The sequence below is a fragment of the Aerococcus sp. NPDC058936 genome (genome assembly GCF_042741995.1).
Lineage (GTDB): Bacteria > Bacillota > Bacilli > Lactobacillales > Aerococcaceae > Aerococcus.
The window spans coordinates 147,115-171,967 of the sequence record NZ_JBHYKZ010000003.1 but is presented as its reverse complement, the minus strand read 5'-3'; the positions used below and the strand labels follow the sequence as shown (position 1 = coordinate 171,967).

Annotated in this window: 21 protein-coding genes; 13 read left to right on the top strand and 8 right to left on the bottom strand. The window is 40.5% G+C overall.

What is annotated here, in order from left to right; genetic code table 11:
• The first annotated feature begins 63 nt into the window (after positions 1-63).
• On the top strand, positions 64-423 hold the full coding sequence (locus tag ACFW0C_RS03690; protein ID WP_378105465.1) for a metal-sulfur cluster assembly factor: 360 nt from the start codon (positions 64-66) through the stop codon (positions 421-423).
• A gap of 250 nt (positions 424-673) precedes the next feature.
• Positions 674-2,788, top strand: coding sequence for a copper-translocating P-type ATPase (locus ACFW0C_RS03685; protein ID WP_378105462.1), 2,115 nt, complete (start codon positions 674-676; stop codon positions 2,786-2,788).
• A 136-nt stretch (positions 2,789-2,924) separates the two neighbouring features.
• On the opposite strand, the gene dhaL is transcribed toward ACFW0C_RS03685, so the two are convergent.
• The 3 genes from dhaL to dhaM form a co-directional block, all read right to left on the bottom strand.
• On the bottom strand, positions 2,925-3,500 hold the full coding sequence (gene dhaL, locus ACFW0C_RS03680; protein ID WP_378105459.1) for a dihydroxyacetone kinase subunit DhaL: 576 nt from the start codon (positions 3,498-3,500) through the stop codon (positions 2,925-2,927).
• Positions 3,501-3,527: 27 nt separating this feature from the next.
• The gene (gene dhaK / locus ACFW0C_RS03675; RefSeq protein WP_378105457.1) at positions 3,528-4,517 is read right to left on the bottom strand and encodes a dihydroxyacetone kinase subunit DhaK; all 990 of its coding nucleotides are present in this window, start codon (positions 4,515-4,517) and stop codon (positions 3,528-3,530) included.
• 75 nt (positions 4,518-4,592) lie between these two features.
• On the bottom strand, positions 4,593-4,979 hold the full coding sequence (dhaM, locus tag ACFW0C_RS03670) for a dihydroxyacetone kinase phosphoryl donor subunit DhaM (RefSeq protein ID WP_378105456.1): 387 nt from the start codon (positions 4,977-4,979) through the stop codon (positions 4,593-4,595).
• A 312-nt stretch (positions 4,980-5,291) separates the two neighbouring features.
• Here dhaM and ACFW0C_RS03665 point away from each other — a divergent pair, with 312 nt between their 5' ends.
• Positions 5,292-6,476, top strand: coding sequence for a MalY/PatB family protein (locus ACFW0C_RS03665; RefSeq protein WP_378105455.1), 1,185 nt, complete (start codon positions 5,292-5,294; stop codon positions 6,474-6,476).
• A gap of 103 nt (positions 6,477-6,579) precedes the next feature.
• Here ACFW0C_RS03665 and ACFW0C_RS03660 read toward each other — a convergent pair whose 3' ends face one another.
• A complete protein-coding gene (locus ACFW0C_RS03660; protein ID WP_378105452.1) occupies positions 6,580-7,473 on the bottom strand; it encodes a cation diffusion facilitator family transporter in 894 nt (297 codons plus the stop codon).
• A gap of 235 nt (positions 7,474-7,708) precedes the next feature.
• Between ACFW0C_RS03660 and ACFW0C_RS03655 the strand changes: the two genes are divergently transcribed.
• From ACFW0C_RS03655 to manA, 7 genes are all read left to right on the top strand, one after another.
• Complete coding sequence (locus ACFW0C_RS03655; RefSeq protein ID WP_378105451.1) at positions 7,709-8,083, top strand: MerR family transcriptional regulator; 375 nt, start codon at positions 7,709-7,711, stop codon at positions 8,081-8,083.
• Positions 8,084-8,315: 232 nt separating this feature from the next.
• Positions 8,316-9,536 (top strand): LL-diaminopimelate aminotransferase, encoded by a 1,221-nt coding sequence (locus ACFW0C_RS03650; RefSeq protein ID WP_378105448.1) that lies wholly within the window; start codon positions 8,316-8,318, stop codon positions 9,534-9,536.
• A gap of 621 nt (positions 9,537-10,157) precedes the next feature.
• Positions 10,158-11,150, top strand: coding sequence for a mannose/fructose/sorbose PTS transporter subunit IIA (locus ACFW0C_RS03645; RefSeq protein WP_378105447.1), 993 nt, complete (start codon positions 10,158-10,160; stop codon positions 11,148-11,150).
• 19 nt (positions 11,151-11,169) lie between these two features.
• On the top strand, positions 11,170-11,979 hold the full coding sequence (locus tag ACFW0C_RS03640) for a mannose/fructose/sorbose family PTS transporter subunit IIC (protein ID WP_378105444.1): 810 nt from the start codon (positions 11,170-11,172) through the stop codon (positions 11,977-11,979).
• Between the two features lie 12 nt (positions 11,980-11,991).
• On the top strand, positions 11,992-12,939 hold the full coding sequence (locus ACFW0C_RS03635; protein WP_378105442.1) for a PTS system mannose/fructose/sorbose family transporter subunit IID: 948 nt from the start codon (positions 11,992-11,994) through the stop codon (positions 12,937-12,939).
• A 1-nt stretch (position 12,940) separates the two neighbouring features.
• Entirely contained in the window at positions 12,941-13,324 is a 384-nt protein-coding gene (locus tag ACFW0C_RS03630) for a DUF956 family protein (RefSeq protein WP_378105441.1), read from the top strand.
• 5 nt (positions 13,325-13,329) lie between these two features.
• Positions 13,330-14,280, top strand: a complete 951-nt coding sequence (gene manA, locus ACFW0C_RS03625) for a mannose-6-phosphate isomerase, class I (protein WP_378105439.1) — start codon at positions 13,330-13,332, stop codon at positions 14,278-14,280.
• 162 nt (positions 14,281-14,442) lie between these two features.
• On the opposite strand, the gene ACFW0C_RS03620 is transcribed toward manA, so the two are convergent.
• On the bottom strand, positions 14,443-15,234 hold the full coding sequence (locus ACFW0C_RS03620; protein WP_378105436.1) for a formate/nitrite transporter family protein: 792 nt from the start codon (positions 15,232-15,234) through the stop codon (positions 14,443-14,445).
• A 286-nt stretch (positions 15,235-15,520) separates the two neighbouring features.
• Here ACFW0C_RS03620 and ACFW0C_RS03615 point away from each other — a divergent pair, with 286 nt between their 5' ends.
• Complete coding sequence (locus ACFW0C_RS03615) at positions 15,521-16,012, top strand: cupin domain-containing protein (protein WP_378105435.1); 492 nt, start codon at positions 15,521-15,523, stop codon at positions 16,010-16,012.
• Positions 16,013-17,813: 1,801 nt separating this feature from the next.
• Here ACFW0C_RS03615 and pgeF read toward each other — a convergent pair.
• Positions 17,814-18,578 (bottom strand): peptidoglycan editing factor PgeF, encoded by a 765-nt coding sequence (gene pgeF, locus ACFW0C_RS03610; RefSeq protein WP_378105433.1) that lies wholly within the window; start codon positions 18,576-18,578, stop codon positions 17,814-17,816.
• 124 nt (positions 18,579-18,702) lie between these two features.
• Here pgeF and ACFW0C_RS03605 point away from each other — a divergent pair, with 124 nt between their 5' ends.
• On the top strand, positions 18,703-21,627 hold the full coding sequence (locus ACFW0C_RS03605) for an insulinase family protein (RefSeq protein WP_378105432.1): 2,925 nt from the start codon (positions 18,703-18,705) through the stop codon (positions 21,625-21,627).
• Positions 21,628-21,898: 271 nt separating this feature from the next.
• Here ACFW0C_RS03605 and ACFW0C_RS03600 read toward each other — a convergent pair whose 3' ends face one another.
• Positions 21,899-22,090: a hypothetical protein gene (locus tag ACFW0C_RS03600; protein ID WP_059349321.1), complete on the bottom strand. Its 192-nt coding sequence runs from the start codon at positions 22,088-22,090 to the stop codon at positions 21,899-21,901.
• Positions 22,091-22,104: 14 nt separating this feature from the next.
• Positions 22,105-22,776 (bottom strand): hypothetical protein, encoded by a 672-nt coding sequence (locus ACFW0C_RS03595; RefSeq protein WP_378105429.1) that lies wholly within the window; start codon positions 22,774-22,776, stop codon positions 22,105-22,107.
• A gap of 426 nt (positions 22,777-23,202) precedes the next feature.
• On the opposite strand from ACFW0C_RS03595, the gene ACFW0C_RS03590 reads away from it, so the two are divergent.
• Positions 23,203-24,798: an alpha-amylase gene (locus tag ACFW0C_RS03590; protein ID WP_378105587.1), complete on the top strand. Its 1,596-nt coding sequence runs from the start codon at positions 23,203-23,205 to the stop codon at positions 24,796-24,798.
• Positions 24,799-24,853: the final 55 nt, after the last annotated feature.

Sequence of the window (24,853 nt, the reverse complement as noted above, 5' to 3'; positions counted from 1 at the left end):
TCTTTGACCCTTGAACTGGCACCTAGCTAAAGTGATAGTTAACGCAAAGGAAGGAGTGAAGAGATGTCCGTATCAGCAAGCACATATGGGATTGCTTTTAAAGGAGAAGCTGTGAACCACCAAAAGGTCATAATGGCGCAATTACTCGAGGTTATCGACCCAGAGTTAGGGATTGATTTTCCAAATTTAGGTTTAATTTATGAAGTAAATCTGAATCTCACAGGTGAGTGTACTGTAGTGATCACGCTTACGACACCAGCTTGTCCATTAGTATTTGTGATTGAAAAGGACTTTCAGGAAAAACTGAGTCAATTAGCTATCATAAAGGCAGTGACTGTGACGATTACATTCGATCCTGTTTGGTCAATCCAACGACTAAGTCCTTTTGCCTGTGTCTGCCTAGGTATGCCGATTCAAGGATAAAAAGCACAAGGACTGCATGAAATGCCTCTTTTTATGATTGGATAGATAAACTTCTCTGAATACACTCTATTACAGTAATAAAATTCGAAAAACATACTTAAATTGTTTTTAACAAGCTCAACCTGGAAAAAAGTATTCTTGATTGACGCATGATTATTTGCATTTTCAAAATAAGACAATTATACTTAAATTAGATTTAGTTTACAAATGTAGACAATTGTAATTATCATGCAGTAGGAGGTAGAAAATAATGAATAAAGAAAATAAGACAAGCCATCATCACGATATGCAACATGATCATGAACATATGCATCACGGAGAGCATGACCACGACCACCATGAACATATGCATCACGAAGAGCATAACCATGATGGTCACAGTGGTCATGGACATGGCGGACACGGCGCTCATATGATGGAAGACTTTAAGCAACGTTTTTGGGTAGTCCTAATATTATCCATACCCTTAGCGATTATTGCACCAATGTTGATGCACTTACTGGGCTATCATATCGACTTTCCAGGGCAAGGAATTTTAGAATTTATTCTTGCTACTATTGTGTTCTTTTATGGAGGAAAGCCTTTCTTAAGTCATGCTTGGCATGAATTGAAATCAGGGGTTCCGGGTATGATGATGCTGATCTCTCTAGCGATTGTCGCAGCTTATGTCTATTCGGTTTTAACTACCTTCTTCATTAGTGGCATGAATTACTATTTTGAACTTGCAAGCTTGATATTGATTATGTTGGCGGGACATTACATTGAGATGAAAGCGCAAATGTCAGCTGGTAATGCCGTTGAATCGCTAGCCAAACTCTTACCGTCAGATGCTGAAATTATCCATGAAGATGGGTCAACAAGTGAAGTAAAAGTCGACCAATTGAAGAAGGGCGACCGTATCTTCATCCGGCCAGGTGCTAAGATTCCTATCGACGCTAAAGTTTATGAAGGGCATTCTGAAGTAGATGAATCAATGTTGACTGGTGAATCTGTCCCCGTATTAAAAGAAGCGGATGCACAGATTGTTGGGGGTGCCATTAACGGAGACGGTATCCTAAAGGCTACTGTAACGAAAACGGGTACAGATACTTATTTAGCGCAAATTATTAACTTAGTTACTGACGCACAAGCACAAAAATCTAAGGCGCAATCAATTGCTGATGTTTGGGCTAAATACCTATTTTATATCGCTTTAGTTGTAGGGATTATCGCCTTTACTGCTTGGACTGCCATCGACGGCTACCTGATGGGTTTACAGTTTATGGTTGCTACCTTTGTTATCGCATGTCCCCATGCACTTGGGCTGGCAGTTCCCTTGGTAAATGCTGAATCTACGTCCCTAGCTGCTGAATCTGGTTTATTTATTCAAAACCGTATCGCTTTTGAAGATGCTCATAAGATTGATAAGATCGTTTTTGATAAAACAGGCACCCTTACTAAAGGTGAATTTGGGGTAGATGAGATTACTGTGATGGATGACAAGTTTAATGAAACTACTCTTTTACAAATTGTCTACGCGATTGAAAGTCAATCTGAGCATCCAATTGCTCGAGGTATAGTGAAAGAAGCTGAAAATAGAAATCTTGAAAAATTACAGGTTGCGGATTATCACAATCTGACCGGTAAAGGACTTGAAGGGACTGTAAATGGGAAGAATATTCAAATCCTAAGTCCAAAAGCTACTAGACAAGAAGGTTATACATTTGATGAAGAAGCTTTTAAGGCCTCTGCTTCTAAAGGGCGTACTGTTGTCTTTGTTATCTATGATCAAGTGTTAGTTGGTGCTATTGCAGTATCCGATATTGTCCGTGAAGAAGCGAAGCAAGTAGTCGCTCAACTGCAAGACAAAGGGATTCAAGTGTTGATGTTAACTGGTGATAATCAACAAGTTGCTGATTCTGTAGGTAAAGAACTCCATTTAGATGGTGTATTCGCGGAAGTCTTATCGGATGAAAAAGCTAGCAAAATTAAGTCGTTACAAGCAGATGGCGGACGTGTTGCCATGATTGGTGATGGGGTCAACGATGCGCCGGCCCTTGCTCAAGCTGATTTGGGGATTGCCATTGGTGCCGGGACAGATGTTGCGAGAGAAACAGGCGATATCATCTTGGTTGATTCAAATATCCATGATGTTTTAAATATTCTTAACCTATCAAAAGCAACTAAACAAAAGATCAATCAAAACCTCATGTGGGGTGCGGGTTATAACGTGGTGGCTATTCCACTAGCCGCTGGTGTTTTAGCTGGACTAGGTATTGTCCTTGGACCAGCTTTGTCAGCTGTTATTATGTCCTTGTCTACCGTTGTCTGTGCAGTGAACGCACGGATGTTACGCCGTGCTTATAAGAAGGTACAAAATAATTAAATTAAAATAATGATTTGTTTCAATAATGCTCTTGAGAAGCCTTATTTTGACGATGAAACTATTATTAAAAAGAAAATAAGCGATTTAAAAACCCCTTTTGACAAAACAATGTCAGAAGGGGTTTTTGTAATCACTATTAAGCATTTGCCTTGATTAAGGCTTCAAATAAGAACTTACTTGATTCAGCTCCAGGGTCAGGTTCACCAATAGACCGTTCCCCATAGTAGGAAGCACGACCTTTCGTCGCTTTAAGTTTAGTCGTTTTAGTGCTAGCTTCATCTAGTATTTCTTGATTTAAATTATTCGCTTTAAGGGCTTCTACTGCTGGATGCCACATATCAACCATTGTTTTTTCACCAGGTTCTGCTTTACCTCTTTGTTGAATTTTATCTAAACCAGCTGCAAAAATATCCGCGAGATCTTCTGAGTTTTTAGCCGTTGTTGCCATGGCTAGGAAGGCAGAACCATATAAAGGACCGGATGCACCACCAATCTTACTCATTAGGGTTTGCGCAACAGTCATAAACAGCGCGGATACATCTGCTGGTTGTTTGCTTTCCAAGGCTTCCTTAGTAGCAACTGCACCACGAGCCATGTTATTTCCGTGGTCTCCATCACCGATTTTTTGGTCTAAATCAGATAGATAAGCCTTTTCTTCTATTAAGCGGTCAAACCATTGGTCTAACCAAGTTATTGTTTCATTTACATCCATACATGACATCCTCTCTTAACTAAACTATTACCAAGCTGCAGTATTTACAGGCGCTTGTAGGGCAGGTACCCAGTCTGTGTCCTCAAGTTTCAGTAAGGTTAATGACGCCCCTTGCATTTCTAGTGAAGTCATTAGGTCTCCTACCTTCACAAAATCAACTTCTAGACCTTCATCTGCCAACTGTCCTTGAATATCATTCCAGAATAGGTAAAGCTCCATTAACGGTGTACCGCCCATCCCATTGACCAATACGGCAAAACGATCTCCAGTTGTCCAGTTGAATTCTTCTTTTAGCCTACCAATTAATTCCGCAGCCATTTCTTTTGCAGGCTTGATTTTCTCACGACGGTAACCAGGTTCCCCGTGGATTCCAATACCATATTCAAATTCATCATCTGCAATATCAAAACCAGGTTTACCTACTTCAGGGACGGTTGCGGCTGTTAAAGCAAGGCCGATAGATTTAAGATTGTCGTTAACCTTTTCCGCAATAGCTTTTAAGTCATTTAAAGATTTGCCTTGGTCTGCGTAGTAGCCGATGATTTTATGCATAAAGACTGTACCGGCAATCCCGCGCCGACCGGCAGTATAGGTAGAATCCTCCATAGCAATATCATCATCAACGATGATTGCGGCGGTTTCAATACCTTCAGCTTCCGCAAATTCCTGGGCGATTTCAAAGTTCATCACGTCACCAGTATAGTTTTTGATAACTAAGAAGACGCCAGCCCCATTATCAGCTGCTTTAATCCCTTCTAAAATTTGGTCTGGCGTCGGGGAGGTAAAGACTTCCCCAGAAACGGCTGCTGACAGCATCCCTTTACCGACGAATCCTGCATGACTTGGTTCGTGTCCAGATCCCCCACCAGAAACAATTCCAACGATATTTGGAGTTTCTGTTTTACGGTAGAGGACTTGAGTGTCTGGCACTTGAGCAAGAATATCCGCGTGTGCACTGGCTAAACCCTTGACCATTTGGCTGACAATATCACCGGGTTGGTTGATAATTTTTTTCATGAAAAAACCTCCTTAAGCATGGATAACATGGTTACAATCAACGACTTTAAATAAGATAAGCATGCGTTAAGACATTTAGCTTTGTTCTTTAATCGCTTCAAGAATTTGTTCAGGCGTTCGATTGATCGTTGACTGAACTGCCCCCACATAGGCCCCTTCAACTAGTGGCCCTTCGACAAGGTGTATCTGGGTTTTTACCTCGTCCTCCACGAAATCAAGCGCTGTTTCCGCAGATAAGACGGCTGATCCCATATCTGTGAAGATGAAAATTTCCTTGTCCGTATTAGCAAAAATGGCCTCCGTGATTTTGCTGACGGACGTACCGATTTCGCCATCTTCGGTCCCTCCTGCAGCAATGACTGAAAAGGCATTGTTGTCATCTGGTACCATGGTCTCTAACAATTCTTTTAGACCCTCTGTGATGGTTTGACTATGGGACACTAATATTAGTAAATTTGTCATAGATGAAAAGCCTCCATATGTAAGTTGTCTAAATTATTATGTACACGCTTACATTCTATCAAGAAAAAGTTAAGACAACAAGCAACAGCCATTGGGACTTAAATGGGCTGTCATTATTAGTGAGTAAGCCTTGGGATTATATTTTCCTATCATTGCCTTGAAGAGCTGGACTAGTGAGGGGCAGAATTAGCCAAGGCTTTGATAGGTTAAAACGATTGCTTTTAAGCGATTGTCCCTTGAATCAAAGTCCTATTAGGTATGATAGAATGAAAATATCAAGACAATTACTAACAAATTATAGGAGGCACGAGTATGGTAGATATATTAAAAGATTACAGTCCTGACCGTTCAAATACAAAAGCAATGAAATGGCATGATTTAGAGACAGTTTTTGGGGACAAAGACTTATTGCCGATTTGGATTGCGGACATGGATTTTGCGCCAGCCAAAGAAGTGACGGCAGCCATTCAATCTTTTGTGGATGACCAATACTTTGGCTATTATTCAGTGCCAGATTCTTATTACCAATCAATGATTGATTGGTCAAATGACCATTTCCAATATGAAACAAAAGCTGAATGGTACCGGTTTGCACCAGGTGTATGTACGGGTATTGCCTTTGCCTTACATGCGTATACCAATGAAGGGGACAACATTTTAATTCAAAATCCCGTTTACAATCCCTTCCGTACGGTTATTGAAGAAGCTAACCGGACTTTAGTGATGCAAGATTTATTGGGTAACGAACAAGAAGGGTACACAATTGATTTTGACGCTTTGGAGAGTGCCTTCAAAGATGACGATATTAAGGTCTTCTTATTCTGTTCACCGCAAAACCCAACTGGTCGCGTTTGGCATCGTGATGAATTGGCTAAAGTAGTGGCTTTATGTAAGCAATACGATGTTTTATTATTCTCTGATGAAATCCACCGTGATTTGATTATGCCAGGACATGAGCATATTGCTATTGGAAATATTGACGCAGATTTTGACAATTACGTCCTTTTTGCTTCGCCATCAAAAACCTTTAATTTAGCTGGTTTTAACCATTCATTTATAGTGGTGCCACGGGCTGATTTAAGAGAAAAATTGGATACATTCTTACATGCTATTCATGTGACTGGCGGGCAACCTGCTGGTTATATCGCTTCAGAAGCGGCTTATACCTACGGGGCGGAATGGGTTGAGAGCGTCAACCAAGTGATTTGGGACAATTACCAATTACTGAAAACAACAGTACAAACGGCCTTACCACAAGTTCAATTCTCAGACTTACAAGGGACTTACCTTGCTTGGCTTGATCTAGGAGCTTATGTGAAAAATGCTGACCTAAAAGAAGTGGTTCAAGACCGTGCCCGTTTAGGTGTCAACTATGGGACTACTTACTGGCCAACTAGACCAGAAGATACTCATATCCGGATTAATCTAGCGACTAAGCCAGAGATCATTGAAACAGCTGCAAATAATTTAGTTAAAGCTATCCAAGAGTGGCAATAGTCCGTCGTGACACTAGTCAGTCGTAGAGATAGTTAATATACACAAAAAGACCTGCTTCTCATATTGAGCGTGGCAGGTCTTTGTTGTAAGTATGTTTAATGGATTAGTTTTCATTGTAGGGTTCGACATGGACGTCGATGGCGGTGACATCTTCTGTTTGTTGTAAGGCAGATTCTACTTTTTCAGTGATATCATGACCCGCTTGAACAGATATTTCTGGGTCTACCAAGATGGTGATGTCGATATAGACATTGGCCCCGTAATTACGGCCGCGGATATCAGAAACTGCGCGCACGCCAGGCACCATGCGAACTATTTTCCGATAGTTATCTAAGTCTTCTTGGGGGAAACCGTCTGATAGGGAAAAGGCGGATTCTTTGAAGATGTCATACCCTGATTTGATAATGATTAAGCCAACGACAATAGCCATGGCACCATCTAGCCAAAGGATACCGGTACGACTGATGACGACCGATAAGGCAGTTGCGAAAGAGGTTAGGGCATCGGATAAATTGTCCTTTGCAGAAGCTTTGAGACTTGGACTATTGAGTTTCTTGCCAATACGGTTGTTGTACCAGTAAACACCGGACATAATGACCCCAGAAGACAAGCCGACAACCGCATTAATGGGTGTTGGCGCTGCGTATTCTTGGTTGATTAAGGCCGTAGTTGAATCAATGGTCACCGTAATCCCGATATAGAAAATCACGAAGGACATAATCAGTGTAGTAATGGTTTCAATTTTATAATGACCGTAACGGTGGTTTTGATCAGCTGGGCGGTGGGATAAGATCATGCCCACTAGCAGCGCGATTGACGCAATTGAATCGGTAAAGTTATTCAAACCATCCGCAAAGACCGCATCTGAGTTAAAGCTGTAGCCGACAAGGAGTTTGGCGGTCGAGATGATGACGTAAGTAACGATACTGAGATAAATGCCGCGACGGGCGATTTGTTGGTTAGTGTTGGTTGGTGTCATGTTAGGTTCATTTTCCATGTGAAAACCGCTCCTTTAAATTGAATTGATAATGGGTAGAACTAGCCAAACTGGAAAAAAGCAATTCTTACCATTATAGCGACTGGCCACACACTTTGCAAGTTATTTTACCTAGAAATGACACCTCTTTTTTACAAAAATTGTCTAAATTTCGATAAAATATGATTGACTAAATATGTCAAGTAATATAACATGAGATTAAAATACAATTAAAAAAGAATGAAGGTGAGTTGACATGAAGGAAAAAGAGCTACGACGTACGCTAGCTGTTTTCCCAATTGGGACAGTTGTACAGCTAACAGATTTGACACCGAGACAGGTGCGTTATTACGAAGAACAAAAGTTAATTAAACCAAAACGTTCAGCAACAAATCGCCGCATGTACTCTTTAAATGATGTCGATCGATTATTAGAAATCAAAGACTATTTAAATGAGGGTATGAGCATTCAAGCGATTTATAATACATATAATCGTCAACATACGCAGCCGAAAGTGGCAGATACCAAGCAGCTGACCGACGAAGATGTTCGCCGCATTCTATATAATGAAATTTTGAATCAAGGTGGTTTCAGAAATGCTGGAGCCGACCAGGACTATCCATTGCGTTAGGTAGGTGCGACAAAAGTCGTTCAGACTAGACGTTTCTAACGCATTTAGGAGAGTAAACGCTAAAGCGTGCACTTCCCACAAGTTGGCCAAAAATCGGGCTTGAGCCTCCAAAAAGGACTGCGTTTCAAATTAAGTTGTTGCTGACCTTGTCAGCACCTGCCTTAATTTTCCAACGTTCCTTTCTGAGCGTCGGCTCTCGCACCTAGCATATATCATATAGAGGAGATTTTTTATGAACCAAATTAATAAAGATTACCAACGATTACCAGGCTCTTATTTATTCGCAGAAGTAAAACGTCGCCAAGAAGCTTATGAAAAAGCACATCCAGACCAAAACGTGATCCGTTTAGGTGTTGGAGATGTTACTTTACCTTTAGCACCAGCAGTCATCGAAGCCTTACATAAAGCAGTTGATGAACAAGCGGATGCTTCTACCTTTAAAGGTTATGCGCCAGACCATGGTTACGACTTCTTACGTGAAGCCATCCAAAAAAATGACTTTGCAGCACGTGGTGCAGATGTGAAAGTGGATGAAATCGTTATTTCTGACGGTGCAAAATCAGATTCTTCAAATATTCAAGAAATCTTTGGTCCAGACATCAAAATCGCTGTTGGTGACCCTGTTTACCCAGTTTACATCGATTCAAACATCATGGCTGGTCGCGGTGGCGACTACAACGAAGAAACGGGTAAATGGTCGGACTTAGTTTACTTATCAGCTACTGCGGAAAATGACTTTAAACCTGCGCTACCTGAGGAGCCAGTTGACTTAGTATACCTTTGCTACCCTAACAACCCTACAGGGACAACTTTAAACACAGCTGACCTACAAAAATGGGTAGACTGGGCTAACGAAAATGATGCGATCTTAATCTTCGACTCAGCTTACGAGTCATTCATTACTGAAGAAGACGTGCCACATTCAATTTTTGAATTACCAGGTTCACGTACTTGCGCTATTGAAATCCGTTCATTCTCAAAACGTGCCGGCTTTACTGGTTTGCGTTTAGGGGCTACGATCATCCCTCAAGAGTTAGAAATCGATGGCGTATCCCTATTAGACTTATGGAAACGTCGTATTTCAACGAAATTCAACGGTGCACCTTACATTGTACAACGTGCTGGTGAAGCAAGTTATTCTGAAGAAGGTAAAGCGCAAATCGAAGAAATGTTAGCTTACTACCGCCGCAATGCCATCCTGATTAAAGAAGGTTTAGAAGAGGCTGGCTATGAAGTTTTCGGTGGTGTGAACGCACCTTACGTTTGGTTGAAAACACCAGCAGGCATGGACTCATGGGACTTCTTTGATTTTCTATTAGAAAAAGCCCAAATTGTTGGGACACCTGGTGTTGGTTTCGGTCCTTCAGGTGCCGGCTACTTCCGATTAACAGCCTTCAATACCTACGAAAAAACAGCAGAAGCTGTTGAACGTATCAAGGCTTTAAACAAATAGTTAAACAAGCGAAAAGGGTAGAACCTCGGTTCTGCTCTTTTATTTTGTACAAATTTAATCGAAATCATGCTGTTCTTTTCTCAAAGCTAGTGCGCAATCTGTTATCGCTAAAGAGTTTGACAGCACCAAATTAGAAGTTCAAGTGCCGATTGAAGACGTTTGGTCAGCGGAATAAGTCGTCGATATGTCAAGAAAGGTGTCATCTTTTCTGTCATCTCCTCCTGGCAAAATGACTATTCCAAACCAATCTTAGGTCAATTCAAATTACAAATGATTATAATGCGCAAGGTTGGCAGTCTAGACAAAATCCAATCTTGCGCTTTTTTGACTAAAATGAGAAAACTTTAACATTCCAGAATAAGAAAATTTTGCAATCTTTATCACTTATATAATATGTTAACTGAAAACTTGATTTATCAGCTTTTAGTCCGAATATAATGCGAAAAGAGTATATTTAATATTCTTAAAGACGAGTCATACATAAACTTTTGCAAATAATTGATGGTTTTTGATAAAATCCGCTAGTTTTCATAGCATTTTATGATTGTATTTGGCAGATTTTACTTATATACTTGAAAACGGATACAAGTGTCCAAATTTTATTTAGGGAGGTTTCATAGGATGATAGGAATTATTTTAGCGAGTCACGGTAAGTTCGCTGAAGGTATTAAACAATCTGCTGAGATGATTTTCGGAGAACAAGAAAATCTGCAAGCAGTGACCTTTATGCCTGAAGAAGGACCGGATGATTTACGTGCCCATCTTTTAGAAGCAGTTGAATCTTTCGATGATACGTTACAAATTCTATTTTTAGTTGATTTGTGGGGAGGTTCACCATTCAACCAGGCCAATGTTATTCACGAAGAAATGCCAGAACGTACGGCAATCGTGAGTGGTTTAAATCTACCAATGCTCTTAGAAGCTTTGGGTCAACGATTTGGTTCTGACCAAGTGGCGGATGTTGCCAAACACATTTTAACAAGAGAAGTGTCAGGTATTCGTGTAAAACCTGAAGCACTTGGCGAAGGCATTGACGCCCCAGCAGCTGCAGCTAGCGAAGGTAGTCAAGAAGAGGAACAAGTTGGTACCTTAACACCAGGTACTGTATTAGGTGATGGGAAGATTAAGTATGTCCTAGCACGTGTGGATACCCGTTTATTACACGGTCAAGTAGCCACTGGTTGGGTAAAATCAGTTAACCCTAACCGTATTATTGTTGTATCGGACAAGGTAGCCCAAGATGACATGCGTAAATCATTGATTCAACAAGCGGCGCCAACAGGTGTTCGTGCCAACACAATTCCAGTATCTAAATTAGCGGAAATTGATAAAGACCCACGTTTTGGTAAGACAAAGGCATTATTATTATTTGAAACGCCACAAGATGTGTTAGCAGCAATCGAAGCTGGCGTAGATATCAAGGAAGTAAACTTAGGTTCAATGGCACATTCTAAAGGGAAAACAATGATTTCAAGATCATTGTCAGTAGACGAGGAAGATGTAGCGACTTTACAAAAATTAAAAGACCATGGGGTTAAATTTGACGTACGTAAAGTCCCTGCAGACTCAGACGAAAACTTAGATAAACTGTTGAAAAATCATAACTTGATTTAAAAGGGAGGTCGACAGAAAAATGGATATTTCAATTTTTGCAGCTATAGCTATTTGTGTTATTGCATTATTCGCTGGTTTTGAAAGTGTGTTGGACTCATTCCAATTACACCAACCAATTCTTGTTTGTACATTAATTGGTCTTGCAACAGGAAACTTAACTGAAGGACTACTATTAGGTGGTCAATTACAATTAATCGCTTTAGGTTGGATGAACATCGGGGCAGCGCAAGCACCAGATGCGGCCTTAGCAGGTGTAATCGCTGGTATCTTAGTATTAACTAAAGGTGCTTCTGTATCTGAAGGTATTGCCATTGCGGTGCCTTTAGCAATTGCTGGTCAAGTATTAACAATCTTCGTTCGTACAATGACAGTAGGTTTGGCTCACTATGCTGATGGCCAAGCGGAAAAAGGCTCTATTCGTGGAGTTGAATCTGCCAATATGCTGGCTTTAGGCCTTCAAGGTTTACGTGTAATGATTCCAGCAATCGCTACATTAGCTTTACCAGCTTCAGCTGTACAAGGCGCTTTAGCAGCCATTCCAGACTGGATCACAGGTGGTTTAGCTGTTGGTGGTGGTATGATCGTTGCTGTAGGTTATGCAATGGTTATCAACATGATGGCAACCAAAACAACATGGCCATTCTTCTTTATCGGTTTTGCTTTAGCAGCCGTTACAGAATTGAACTTAGTGGCAATGGGTATTATCGGTGTTGCCTTAGCACTTATCTACATTGAATTGTCTCCACAATTTAATGGCGGGGGCGGTTCAGGATCTGGTGGTTCAGGTTCAGTTGATGCCCAGTTAGACGCCATTTTAGAAGACTATTAAGGAGGGGTAGACATGACTGAAGAAGTAACAAACCGTGTAACATTATCAAAAAGAGACCGGATGGTTGCAAACTGGCGATTAACTTTCGTTCAAGCTTCATGGAACTACGAGCGTATGCATAACGTTGGTTGGGCCTATGTACTAGCCCCAGCAATCAAAAAATTATATACAAGTAAAGAAGACCGTACAGCAGCTTTACAACGTCACTTGGAATTCATCAACTCTCACCCATACGTTGAGGCACCAATTTTAGGGGTAACCTTAGCTATGGAAGAGGAGAAAGCAAATGGTACAGTCATTGAAGACCAGGCCATCCAAGGGGTTAAGGTTGGTATGATGGGTCCTCTTGCTGGTGTGGGTGACCCCATCTTCTGGGGTACTTTACGTCCAGTAATCGGTGCCTTCGCTGCATCACTTGCTTTAAGCCAATCTATCTTAGGACCAATCTTATTCTTCGTACTTTGGAACTTAATCCGTGTAGCTTTCACTTGGTATACACAAGAATTAGGTTACCGTGCAGGTTCTGAAATTACAAAAGACTTGTCTGGTGGTATCATTCAAAAAATCACTGTTGGGGCATCTATTTTAGGGATGTTCGTTATGGGGGTATTGGTACCTCGTTGGACAACCATGAATTTCCCAAAAGTAATCTCTGAAGTAACAAACCAACAAGATGCTATTGTAAACTTTGATGGTTTAGTTGAAGCAGCTAACAACAGCAATGTAACAGCTGACAGCTTCCGTGATGTGATTAACCAAATTTCATCAGGTCAATTAGTAAATACAACAACGCAAACATCATTAGGTGATGTATTCAACCAATTATTACCTGGTATGATGCCGTTACTATTAACATTAGCATGTATGTACCTATTAAAACGTAAAGTGAGCGCAACTACCTTGATCTTCTCTATCTTTGTGATCGGTATCGTTCTTTATGTATTAGGTATCATGGGTTAAGATGGTAGCACAATTAAATACTGAAGTTACGTTCGTCTCCAAAGCGAATGCGATGATCAACCCTATCGACCCTAAGTCAGGCTTACTGATGGTGGGCGATAAGGGTGTCGAATTTCGCGAGGAGAACGGACCAGGCTTCATTCAAATTCCATGGGTTAACATTACACGCATCCGCGTGCAAATGTTCTTCAAAGGACGTTACGTCCGCGGCTTCTACTTTGAAACCGATGAAGGCCAACTCCTGGAATTTGTTGTCGATGAAGCTAAAGATAGTCTTCGGGCAATGCGCAAGTACCTACCCCGAGAAAAATTCGTCGCACAACAAAGTAACTTAGCCAACTTATTCAAAAACCCCTTTAAACGAGGGAACAAAGACAAGGAGTAGTGACGATGCAAGAACCCATATTCTTAAAAGCCTACCTAGAAGAAAAAATCTGGGGTGGACAAAAATTACGCAGTCAATTTAATCTAGACATCCCTTCAGACCAGACGGGAGAAGCGTGGGTCATTTCAGGACATGAACATGGGCAATCTATTGTGACGTCACCTGAATCCCTTGCCGGCTTAAGTTTATCTGACTTGTACCAAAAGCACCCAGAAATCTTCTTGGGAGAAGCGGCTGACCGTTTTCCATTATTAATCAAAATTATTGATGCCAAGGAAGACTTGTCCGTCCAAGTGCACCCGGATGATGCATATGGACTAGCCCATGAAAATGACCTTGGGAAGACGGAGTGTTGGTATATTATGAACGCGGATCCAGGTGCCTACCTGATTTACGGTCACAATGCCCAAAATAAAGAACAGTTCCTAGAAATGATCGAAGAGAACGAGTGGGACCAACTGTTACGTAAGGTGCCCGTTCATGCCGGTGATTTCTTCGCCGTGCCAGCAGGGACTATCCATGCTATCGGTGGTGGCGTATTAATCCTCGAAACCCAACAAAGTTCTAACACCACCTACCGGGTTTATGACTACGGACGTAAGGACGCGAACGGTAATGAGCGCGACCTACACATCCAACAGTCAGCGGATGTCACCACTTTCCCGCACCAGGATACCCTAGCGGATGGGCACATCACTGAATTACCAGGCGGGTCTATCCAGGAATTTTGGACCAATGAATACTTCTCCGTGGCAAAATGGACAGTCGAAGATAACTTGCACATCAAATTATCCGAAAAGTATCAATTGTGTACAGTCCTTGATGGTCAAGGACAAATCACTGTTGGCGACAAGAATTGGGACGTGAAAGCAGCAGATGCCTTCATCCTACCAAGTGGCCTAGGAGAAATCACACTCACTGGGCAGTTTAGTTTGATGGTAGCAGAAGAAGCATAAATGGCTAGCGGTTGTTCAACCTGTTGAACGAATAAGAATCATAAAAATAGACCAAGGGGACATCAAAACAGATGCAACCCCTTGGTCTATTATTTTTTTAGGATGTTCTATGTAAATCGCGCGACATTCTTTATACTTTTCTGGTTACCGCATCATCTGGACTTAGTCGAGATATCTTGTCTCTTCACTATTTAGGAAGCTATACCCTAGCCCCATGATAACACCGCCACCTACTAGATTGCCCATAAATGCGAAGATCCAATTGATCAACACGGCCATTATATCCAGGTCATTACCTGAGAAGAAAGCGAGACTCATTAGCGAGAAATTCGCAATAATATGTTCTAACCCACCATAAACAAAGAGGAAAATAACGGCGGTGATAAATAGTAGGCGGCCACTATCATCTTTCATTTTCATCTGCCCCATAATAGTGATATTGACGAAGATATTTGCGAGAATCCCGTCTATGAATAAGGTCCAAATGTCTTTATCAAATTTCGCATTAATCATGGTCATGATCGCAGAATCAGCATTAAAATAGTGTGCGATACTAGAATGGCCAATGATTATACCAACAATAGCAGCCCCTAATAAGTTCATGCAAGTGCAAATAAAGATAATGGTTAATGCTTTTGACCAAGATAATTTCCGGCGATGTGCACCTGCGAAAAGGTACATCATATTTGAAGTAGCCAACTCACCGTTCAAATAAATAATCATGGCTAAACCTAACGGAAATATCAAAGCGTAGCTTATTTTACCCAAAGACGGGTAGTCTACAGCAATGGCATCCCAAACCAAGACACCAATAGCGGTTGGCAGGGTTAAGAATATACCCGCGTAAATAGCCCGCAACAAATATCGGACTTTTGACTGGTCAAAAAGGGCGTCCTTCTTGGCAACTGCACCGTCGATTTTACTCATGAAACTCGAAATATTCATATCGCTCATAGCTTGTCTCCTTGCAATATTTTTTTAATATTATGGTCAAATTTCTCATGAGGATAGCCTAGCATAAACGTGAAGCGATTATTTTAAAAACAAGATGTTAACCAGTTATAAGTTATAAAAAGAGGAGTAGTTTGATAATATTTTCACAATATCGACAAATTATGTACGCGATTGTATTAATTGGATTCGTAACATTGTGGGCACAAATGACATAAAAAATAGTGCAAAATTCTGGAAGAATAGATACTATTGAAGAAGAAAAGCAAATATTCTGGAGGGGAAATATATGAAAGATAAATCAATTTGGATCGACCACTACAAGATGGCAGGGCATGAAGAAGGTGGTTTTTTCTATCAAGTATTGAAATCAGATCAAACCATCCAACTAGAAGACCAAAAACCACGTGCGCTATATACCAGCATCTACTTTCTCCTAACAAGCAACAATCCATCAAGATTCCACCGTTTAACAGCCGATGAAGTTTGGTACTACCATTACGGCAGCCCACTAACTGTCCACATGATTACAGCAGAGGGTGACTATCAACAAGTCACCTTAGGCACAGACATTGAACATGGGCAAGTCCTACAAGCAGTCGTACCAAAGGGGACTATTTTCGGCTCAACAGTTGAAGACTCAGATAGCTATTCATTAGTTTCCTGCATGGTTAGCCCAGGCTTTGAATACGATGACTTTGAATTATTCAAACGAGCAGATTTACTCAATCAATACCCAGATTATGCGGATATTATTCACCGACTAACCCTAGCAGACTAGGCATATCTCTAGCCTTAATATATTTGTAAAAAATCCATCACAGATTCACCACAAATTTGACTGTTATTTTCATCATATCTTCAAAAGTGTCGTCTAGTATATAAGTATACCCAACAAACAACCAAACTTTTTTCTTCATAAATCTTTCTCCTCCCAAAAACGAAAGATGACAAGTAGACCAGTCGTCCTCCCAACGGCTGGTTTTTTATTGTTGTTTGAAAAAATGGTTTAAACTTTTATAATTTTAAAGTCATAGAAACAACACAATTTTCGACGAAATCTTCACAATATCTTCAAAGCTATCGCCTATTATATAAGCATACCCAATAAAGAAACCAAACTTTTCTTCATAAATCTTTCTCCTCCCAAAATGAAAGATGACAAAAAACCAGCTGACTCCCAACAGCTGGTTTTTTAATGCCTAAATATAGTTTAAGCGTTCCTTAGTGCCCCTTCTTTTCGTAGTATATCCCCCAAATCAAGTTCAGTATAAATAAGACTAAAAATATACGGTTGTATTTGTAGGATTCTTGGAAGATAAAGGTGACCAAAGCAAATATGACGAGTAATAGAATGGTTATATTTCTAGGGATTAAGACTTTTTTCATATGAACACCTATCTGTTGTTGGCGAGTTATCTATTTTATAGAGAAACTTTATAAGTATTTAGCAGTTGTACTTAGATGGTTAATCCATTATTCAAAAATACGAACCGTGGACACTCTTTAAACTTTCCCATCTATCCGATCCAATAGGTACGAGATATTGTCTTTACTAATTTGGTCCTAGCAGAATTACTATATACTTTTGTAATTGTGTTTTGGCCAATTAGAACTTCTGTACCTCTAGGAGATGTTGCGATAATATTTTGCATATTGACTGTTGGATAAACATAAGCTTCGGGTGACTTCATCAAAGAAATTATATCATAAAGTCCAATGGCTGCTTTTATCTGCCAACCAGGGATTAAATTGAGCAGGTTTGTAATTCCATAAATTTGATGTTTGTATATTGTGCTCCATAGCTACCACCTCCTAACTGTTCTATAGAAAAATGATAATCAAACGATTACCGACTCGTATCTTCGTAAATTAGCATACCTAAATACTGATGAAAGTGCTGTCACATTCATGTTACATCGGGTGGGGAACGTTGATAAATAAGTGGTTTATAATGATGTTTCATGGAAATTTTATACTAATAAAATTCTTAGATTAGAAAAACAGCTTTAGCAATTCGTAACTTATTCATCACAAAATCAACACAATTTTGATTGATATTTTCATAATTTCTTCAAAGGTATCGCTTATTATATAAGCATACCCAATAAAGAAACCAAACTTTTCTTCATAAATCTTTCTCCTCCCAAAACGAAAGATTACAAAAAACCAGCTGACTCCCAACAGCTGGTTTTTTAATGACCATATTTGAAAATAGACATAGAAATATTTTTGGCAATACATACCATTTTATAGACCATAGTTGAATAAGCTTAAGCAAAGACTACATTTTATATTCAATAATCTTGAAAATCCTTATTTATTGATTATTATTTAATGAGAAATTCCAAGTCATGAGATCTGTAATATCAAAGCTAAGGCTGACGCTTTCCTAGCATGCCTTAGCAGTAAAAAGGAGGGATGGCCCACAACAATCTGTTTGGCGTGTACGCCTTACAGATTGTGTCGCCAGACAAGTCTTCAGACCGAGACTGAAGACGGTCCTACTGCTTTTTAAGGCAATGATAGGAAAAAGCAAAAGCCGAAGGCTTACTAATTTACTACATAATGTATAAATACTGCTACCTTTTTCTCGTGATAAAGTTGAAATGTCTACCAGGTGTTTTGTCTAAGCGGTATGAAAAACCATCAACCATTGCTAAAGTATCTTGGTCAGATACTGTAATATTGTTTTCCAAGACACCAACACGTTTTAATTGCTCTGCAACCGTTGCTTGATTATCCACTAAATACTTCCCGCGACCATCATCCCATTGGATAAAGTCATCCGCATAACCAAGGGCCTTAAATTGGTCCGCCACATCTTGGTCAACTTCAAAAGATTTCTGTGCAATCGAAGGACCAAGAATAACCTTGATGTTACCCATGTAAATATCTGGGTTTTCATTTTTGATTTGTGCAAAAGTGGCTGATACGATATCTTGAACAGTCCCTTTCCAGCCTGAATGGATGGCACCAATTAAACCAGTATCATAGTCATAAAAAATTACAGGCACACAATCTGCCGTAAAGACGCCAACAACCACATCGCTTTCGTAAGTGTACAAGGCGTCCACATCATCCACCGCATCTTCAGTCGACAGACTACCGCGTCCCTGGTCCCCAGCTTTGACATGGTAAGCTTTTTTGGAATGGGTCTGGTTAGCGAAAACGAACTGGTCGGCGTCAACCTGTAATGCCTCCGCTAAAGTTTGTCGATTAGCGATAATCAGCGATGCATCTTCCCCAGTATGTAGGGCTAAATTGCCGTTAAGGGCTTGCTTGGTGTCTTTTAAAGTCGTACCAGCAATTAAATTTTCTGGTGTGTCATAGAATTGGATCGTCATAAGGTTCATCCTTTCTGCTTTCAGTTACGCTTATTATAGCAAACAAGCGCTCTGACTAATAAAGTCCCGAAAAAACTGTTAAAATATAGGGAAATAAGAAAATGACCGATAAGGAGATAATTGTATGACAACCAGCTTGAAAAAAGGGGACCAATTGCATGGTTTCACCCTTGTAGACAGTCAATTTATTCAAGATGCTAACGCCCAAGTTCACATCTTTGCCCATGAACAATCTGGCGGCCAAGTGATTTGGGTTGAAAATGACGACCAAAACCGTTCGTTTGGGATTGGTTTTAAAACACCGCCAAAAGATTCGACTGGTGTAGCCCATATCGTGGAACACTCAGTCCTTTCTGGATCACGTAAGTACCCAGCTAAAGATCCATTTATGACCATGTTGAAAACGTCAATGAACACCTTCCTAAATGCCATGACCTTTTCAGATATGACCATTTACCCAGTGTCTTCTATGAATGAAGAAGACTTCCATAACCTAACGGATGTTTATTTAGACGCCGTTTTCTTCCCTAAAATGACCAGTGAAGAAAATATTTTCCGCCAAGAAGGTTGGCATAAAGAGTTATTCGACAAGGATGAGCCAATAGTTTATAACGGGGTCGTTTACAATGAAATGCGCGGGGCATATTCAGACGCAGAACGCATTATTATGCAAGATGTTACGGCAAATATGCACCCAGGCTCAACCTATGCCCACGAATCAGGTGGCTATCCTTATGATATTCCTGACTTGACCTTTGAAAACTTTAAACAATTCCACGCCGACCATTACCGTCCAGACAATGCTTTAGCCTATGTCTACGGTGACATCGATATCGACCGGACATTAGGTCAAATCAATGGCGATTTCTTCAGTGAATTCTTGAAAAATGACCAGCAAGTTCAATTTGACTTGCCTAAAACAGCCGAAGGTCACCATGAATATCAAGCATTTTATGATGCAGACGAACGCAAGACAGCTGAACACGATTCTTACCTTACCTACATGACCCATGTAGGTGCATCTACAGACTTGACTAATAATTACGTGGCTAATATTTTAAGCGACGCTTTAATTGAATCTGAAGCTGCACCAATTCGCCAAGCCCTTATCGAAGCCGGGCTAGCGGAAGAAGTTGAAGCCATTGGGTCAGATGGTTACTACCTAGATTTCGGTCTGGTCCTGAAACAATTCAATCCAGCCAATAAAGACAAAGCCCTTGCTGTAATCAAAGAAACTCTAACTGACCTTGTAGCCAACGGGATTAACCGTGACCTACTTGAAGGGGTCATCAATACCCGCGAATTCGCAGCCCGTCAAGCCGGCGGTACCATGAAGGGGATCACCTATGAAATCCAAATGACCATGGCATGGCGGTATGGCATGTCTCCAACCGAAGTTCTTCATTTTTCGAAATATTTCGACGATTTAAGATCGAAGTTAGCCACTGACTTCTATGAAGAATGGCTTCAAGACAACTTGCTAGCGGCAGATGCCAGCTTAGTCGGTATTTACCAACCGAAAGTTGGCTTATTCAAAGAACAGGACGACCAACTAGAAGCCAAGTTAGCTGCTGAAAAAGCTGCAATGACTGACCAAGATATTCAAGCATTAATTCAGGAAAACCAAGCCTTGCGGGTCTACCAAGATACACCGGATACCGAAGAAGCCCGTCAAGCCCTACCGAAATTAGATATTTCTGACGTACCGCGGACAACCCAAGCGATTGCCGAAGAAACATTAACCGGCCAACAAGGGGTGCCTGTCCTTTTCCATGAACAAGACGCATCAGGCATTCGCTATGTACAAATGGCTTACAAATTAGACCATATCGCAGCAGAAGACTTGCCATATGTGAATTATGTGACCATTTTATTAGGTTTATTGAACACGGAAAATTATGACTATAGCCAAATGGATATTGAAATGATGAAGGCAACGGCTGGGATTTCCATGCGACCGAAAGTCTTGACTATTGAGGGTTCTAAAGATGGTTATGCGCCAATTTTAGTGGCTTCCTTTGCGGCAATTGGTGACCATTCAGCGCGTGGATTTGAACTTCTACAAGATACTATGAAATTCACGGACTTCTCAGACAAGGCCCGCATCTTAAACGTCTTGCAACGGGTGAAGTTCAATATGAGTCAGTCATACGAAGGGGCTGGCCACCGTGTAGCCATTTCTAGACTGCGGTCATTCTACTCACAAGCAGCCAAGTATGAAGACGTCATTTCAGGCCTTTCATTCTATGACCACATGACCGATTTAATCGAAAACTTCTCAACCAAAGCAGATGACTTTATTGCTAAATTAATTGAAGTGAATGGCAAAATATGGGATCCTCGCATGCTGACAGTCAGTTTAACAGCAGATGCAGCGGATAAAACCACATTACTTGAACAAGTTGATCAGTTTATCGATCAAGCTGACCAAACTAATAGCGTTGAACCCGTATCTGTTGAGTTTGATTTAGTGGGCAACAACTACCACGAAGCCATTCAAACCAATGGGAACGTCCAATACGTATCCGTAGGTGGTCGTGTGCCAATTGAAGACTACAATGGTCGTTATGTTGTCTTCGCCAATATCTTATCTAAAGACTACTTACACGAAAATATTCGTGCTAAAGGTGGTGCCTATGGTGCAGGTATCAGTCTAACATCATCAGGTGATGTCACAACCTATTCATACCGGGACCCGAACGTAGATAAGACAGTAGATGTATATCATAAGCTACCGGAATTCTTGGCCAATCCAGGTCTAAGCCAAGAAGACCTTGACCAACTGATTATTGGTTCAATGACCGCCTTCCATTATCCATTAACACCAGCCAGTGTAAATAACTTGATGGTGACACGTCACTTTAGAGGCATGACCAAAGGTATGGTAGATGCACGATTAAGCCAGGCATTAGATACCAAAGTTGCAGATCTAGTTGCCTTTAAAGATCAAATCCAAATCGCACTAGACGCAGACAACCTAGTCGTCTTTGGTAACAAGCAAAAAATCGACGACTCAGCTCAAACCTTCAACAACAAACGTACGATTTAAGATAGTAGTTAAATAAGTTAATTTAAATTAGGAAGCCTTCGACTTCTAGCTTTCACTATCATTGCCTTAGATCGGTGGGACCACCACTAGCCATATTCAGGTTCGAACCTCCAGTTTACAGCCGAGTTTACACTTTAGTGCTTTACTCGGCTAAATGCGTAAGAAGAGAACTGCGTTTCAATGTATAAGGTGCTAATATTTTTTCAAAATAAAAAAGGCCGGGATTGATTTCCCGGCCTTTTGCTGTTTAAACGATATAATCTATTTTTCCTTATTGGAGCCCTAATGCTTCACCAAATGTGAGTGCAACAAAGGCCAAGAGTAATAAGACCCCGCCAACAACCTTCAAACGGGCTTGTTGGGCAGCAGTCATGCCTTCAGGGGTTTGCCCCTTCCAGACGATATAAACATTGACTAAAATACATAAAATGGCAAAGATGGTTCCGACTAAATAACGGCTCATATAGGCTCCTTTAACTATAATTGTGACAATTTCACTTCGACAGAAGTTGTCACAGCTTGATTGTTGATACGACTAGTCCCAGAAACGGTCCACTCAATTGATTTAATTTCATTCGTATAACGGTCAGTCACCAATTGAATTTGGTGGACAGCATCGTCGTTGTAAGACTCACTCACAATACCATTCAATAAATTGGTTAATTGTTCATTTTGCCCAGAGAAAGAAACCGTTTGGTCACTTAAAGAACCGGTCCATTCGCCAATTGTATCAAGCGTCGTTAATATACTGTGGATTTGACTAATGGATAGGACATTTAAACGGTCTAAGTGAGAGTCGTTGGTCAAACTTTGTTGCCATTCGCCCCCATTTTCCTTGTAAGTGGATTGGGCATTACTTGTTTTAACTTGTAAGATGGCATCATCACCGCCAGAAGCAAGATCTTTTTGAATAAGCGTTCCAGAAAAGTTGTCAGCATTATCATAAGAAAGGATCGACATGACCGTTTCAGTATTTGTGGGTTCAGATGTTACCTGTTCGATAGTTGTGGATTGCTTGTAAGAAGTTGTTTCAGACAAAGTTTCGTTAACAGCATTACCTAGTTTAGTAGAGGATTCGCGCGCTTCAACGTGATTACCAACTAGTAACATGATGCATGCTAATAAAACCCATTTTAATAGTTTTCGCATTTCAGGCACCCTTTATATTTATATTTTTAATATTTCGAAGATTGGGAATGTTGATGACGGTATACGCCAAAGGTGGTTTCACCTAATATCACTATTCTATAGAACTTTTGTGAAGATTTAAAGACCAATTGCTTAAAATATGACATTAATTTTCCTTGATTTCAACCACTTGGAAGGGGTCACAGATTTTGAAAAAATATTTGCAGTATTTTACTGATTTATAACGTATAAACTAGTAAAAGCTTAAAAAAAATGCTGATACGATAGCTTGGCAAAGCTAAAATTATCCCATTGAGCAATCTTTCTGTATAATAACTGTAATGTGATATTGAATCTAATCAATCCACAAAGCAAGAAAGTGAAATAGAGTCGTGAAAATATAGGCATAGACATTAAGATTAGGCGAAAGCGGGGGCTAATGATATGGTGATGAATGGCGTATTAATGCAATATTTTGAGTGGGACTTACCTGATGATGGTAGCTTATGGAAGAAGCTAGCGGAAGATGCAGAACACTTGGCATCAATCGGGATTTCTCATGTGTGGATGCCACCAGCAACTAAAGGTCAATCGAGTAGTGACGTTGGGTATGGGACGTACGACTTATTTGATATTGGAGAATTTGATCAAAAAGGGACGGTTCGTACCAAATACGGGACCCGCGCAGAATACCAAGCGGCCATCGATGCCTTACATGAACAGGATATTTGGGTGCTAGCGGATGCCGTTTTAAACCATAAGGGTGGGGCTGATGAAACGGAAGTATTTCAAGCCTACCCAATGAACCCAACAAATCGACAAGAAAAGCTTGGTGAAGCTCGAGATATTGAAGGTTGGACCAAATTTACTTTTCCGGGTCGAAACGGTGAATATTCAGATTTTATTTGGGACTTTAACTGCTTTTCTGGGATTGACTTTGATCAAAAAACAGGTGAAAGTGGTATTTTCATGATTAAAGGTGAGAATAAAGGTTGGGCCGATGATGAAGCAGTGGACGGAGAGAATGGTAACTTCGACTACTTAATGTTTGCAGATATCGATTATGGTAATCCTTATGTTCAAGAAGAAGTCTTAAATTGGGCGCGTTGGTATTTAGATTCTTTTAATTTAAATGGCTTTAGAATGGATGCCTTAAAACATATCGATTTTGCTTTTGTCGACCAGCTAATATCTGCATTGCGAGAAAGTAATCCAGATATTTATGTTGTAGGGGAATACTGGCAAAGTAATACCGGTGTACTTTTCGATTATTTAGCGGAAACGGATTATCAAATTGACCTATTTGATGTGGCCTTACATCAACGTTTTAAACAAGCAGCTGCATCTTGGGATCAATTTGATATGGGATCCCTGCTTGAAGGATCACTCTTAAAAGATCGACCGGATCTAGCTGTACCATTCGTTGATAATCATGATTCTCAGCCTGGACAAGCCCTCGAGTCGTGGGTAGATGAATGGTTTAAACCCATTGCTTATGGTCTGATTCTCTTACATCAATCAGGTTTACCAGCTATTTTCTACGGAGATTATTATGGTATTGAAAGTATTGACTACAAAGGTTTCCAAGAGACCTTAGATAAGCTTTTAGCCTTAAGACGGGAAAATGCCTACGGTGATCAACATGATTATTTTGACCATAAAAATTGTATCGGTTATACCCGAACTGGCGATGATGAACATCCAGATGGCCTCGCTTTTATCGCAACCAATGGTGAACAGGCGAAGAAGCGTATGTATGTAGGAGAACTCCATGCAGGAGAAGAGTGGGTAGACGCGATGGGTGAAATTGAAGGATCGGTAACCATTGAAGATGATGGTACTGGTGTATTTAAAGTACATGCTGGGTCAATGTCTGTTTGGGTCAACAAGTCTGATGCAGAGCATATTCAAGGTGAAGCAGATGAAGATTTTGAAGATACTAGCTATTTTGAAGAAACCCCTACTGAAGAAATGGTTGAACCGGATCTAGAAGCAGCACAAGTGGCAGATGCGGAAGTAGCTGCTGCTGACCAGAGCGAGTAAGTAACACTGAATCCACATTGTCTAACGTTTAGAAATCTGCTAATCAATGGTACAC

Bases quoted from the DNA above. Each gene is read 5' to 3' on its own strand.
- ACFW0C_RS03690 (WP_378105465.1), top strand. From the start codon at position 64: ATGTCCGTATCAGCAAGCACATATGGGATTGCTTTTAAAGGAGAAGCT.
- ACFW0C_RS03685 (WP_378105462.1), top strand. From the start codon at position 674: ATGAATAAAGAAAATAAGACAAGCCATCATCACGATATGCAACATGAT.
- dhaL (WP_378105459.1), bottom strand. From the start codon at position 3,500: ATGGATGTAAATGAAACAATAACTTGGTTAGACCAATGGTTTGACCGC.
- dhaK (WP_378105457.1), bottom strand. From the start codon at position 4,517: ATGAAAAAAATTATCAACCAACCCGGTGATATTGTCAGCCAAATGGTC.
- dhaM (WP_378105456.1), bottom strand. From the start codon at position 4,979: ATGACAAATTTACTAATATTAGTGTCCCATAGTCAAACCATCACAGAG.
- ACFW0C_RS03665 (WP_378105455.1), top strand. From the start codon at position 5,292: ATGGTAGATATATTAAAAGATTACAGTCCTGACCGTTCAAATACAAAA.
- ACFW0C_RS03660 (WP_378105452.1), bottom strand. From the start codon at position 7,473: ATGGAAAATGAACCTAACATGACACCAACCAACACTAACCAACAAATC.
- ACFW0C_RS03655 (WP_378105451.1), top strand. From the start codon at position 7,709: ATGAAGGAAAAAGAGCTACGACGTACGCTAGCTGTTTTCCCAATTGGG.
- ACFW0C_RS03650 (WP_378105448.1), top strand. From the start codon at position 8,316: ATGAACCAAATTAATAAAGATTACCAACGATTACCAGGCTCTTATTTA.
- ACFW0C_RS03645 (WP_378105447.1), top strand. From the start codon at position 10,158: ATGATAGGAATTATTTTAGCGAGTCACGGTAAGTTCGCTGAAGGTATT.
- ACFW0C_RS03640 (WP_378105444.1), top strand. From the start codon at position 11,170: ATGGATATTTCAATTTTTGCAGCTATAGCTATTTGTGTTATTGCATTA.
- ACFW0C_RS03635 (WP_378105442.1), top strand. From the start codon at position 11,992: ATGACTGAAGAAGTAACAAACCGTGTAACATTATCAAAAAGAGACCGG.
- ACFW0C_RS03630 (WP_378105441.1), top strand. From the start codon at position 12,941: ATGGTAGCACAATTAAATACTGAAGTTACGTTCGTCTCCAAAGCGAAT.
- manA (WP_378105439.1), top strand. From the start codon at position 13,330: ATGCAAGAACCCATATTCTTAAAAGCCTACCTAGAAGAAAAAATCTGG.
- ACFW0C_RS03620 (WP_378105436.1), bottom strand. From the start codon at position 15,234: ATGAGCGATATGAATATTTCGAGTTTCATGAGTAAAATCGACGGTGCA.
- ACFW0C_RS03615 (WP_378105435.1), top strand. From the start codon at position 15,521: ATGAAAGATAAATCAATTTGGATCGACCACTACAAGATGGCAGGGCAT.
- pgeF (WP_378105433.1), bottom strand. From the start codon at position 18,578: ATGACGATCCAATTCTATGACACACCAGAAAATTTAATTGCTGGTACG.
- ACFW0C_RS03605 (WP_378105432.1), top strand. From the start codon at position 18,703: ATGACAACCAGCTTGAAAAAAGGGGACCAATTGCATGGTTTCACCCTT.
- ACFW0C_RS03600 (WP_059349321.1), bottom strand. From the start codon at position 22,090: ATGAGCCGTTATTTAGTCGGAACCATCTTTGCCATTTTATGTATTTTA.
- ACFW0C_RS03595 (WP_378105429.1), bottom strand. From the start codon at position 22,776: ATGCGAAAACTATTAAAATGGGTTTTATTAGCATGCATCATGTTACTA.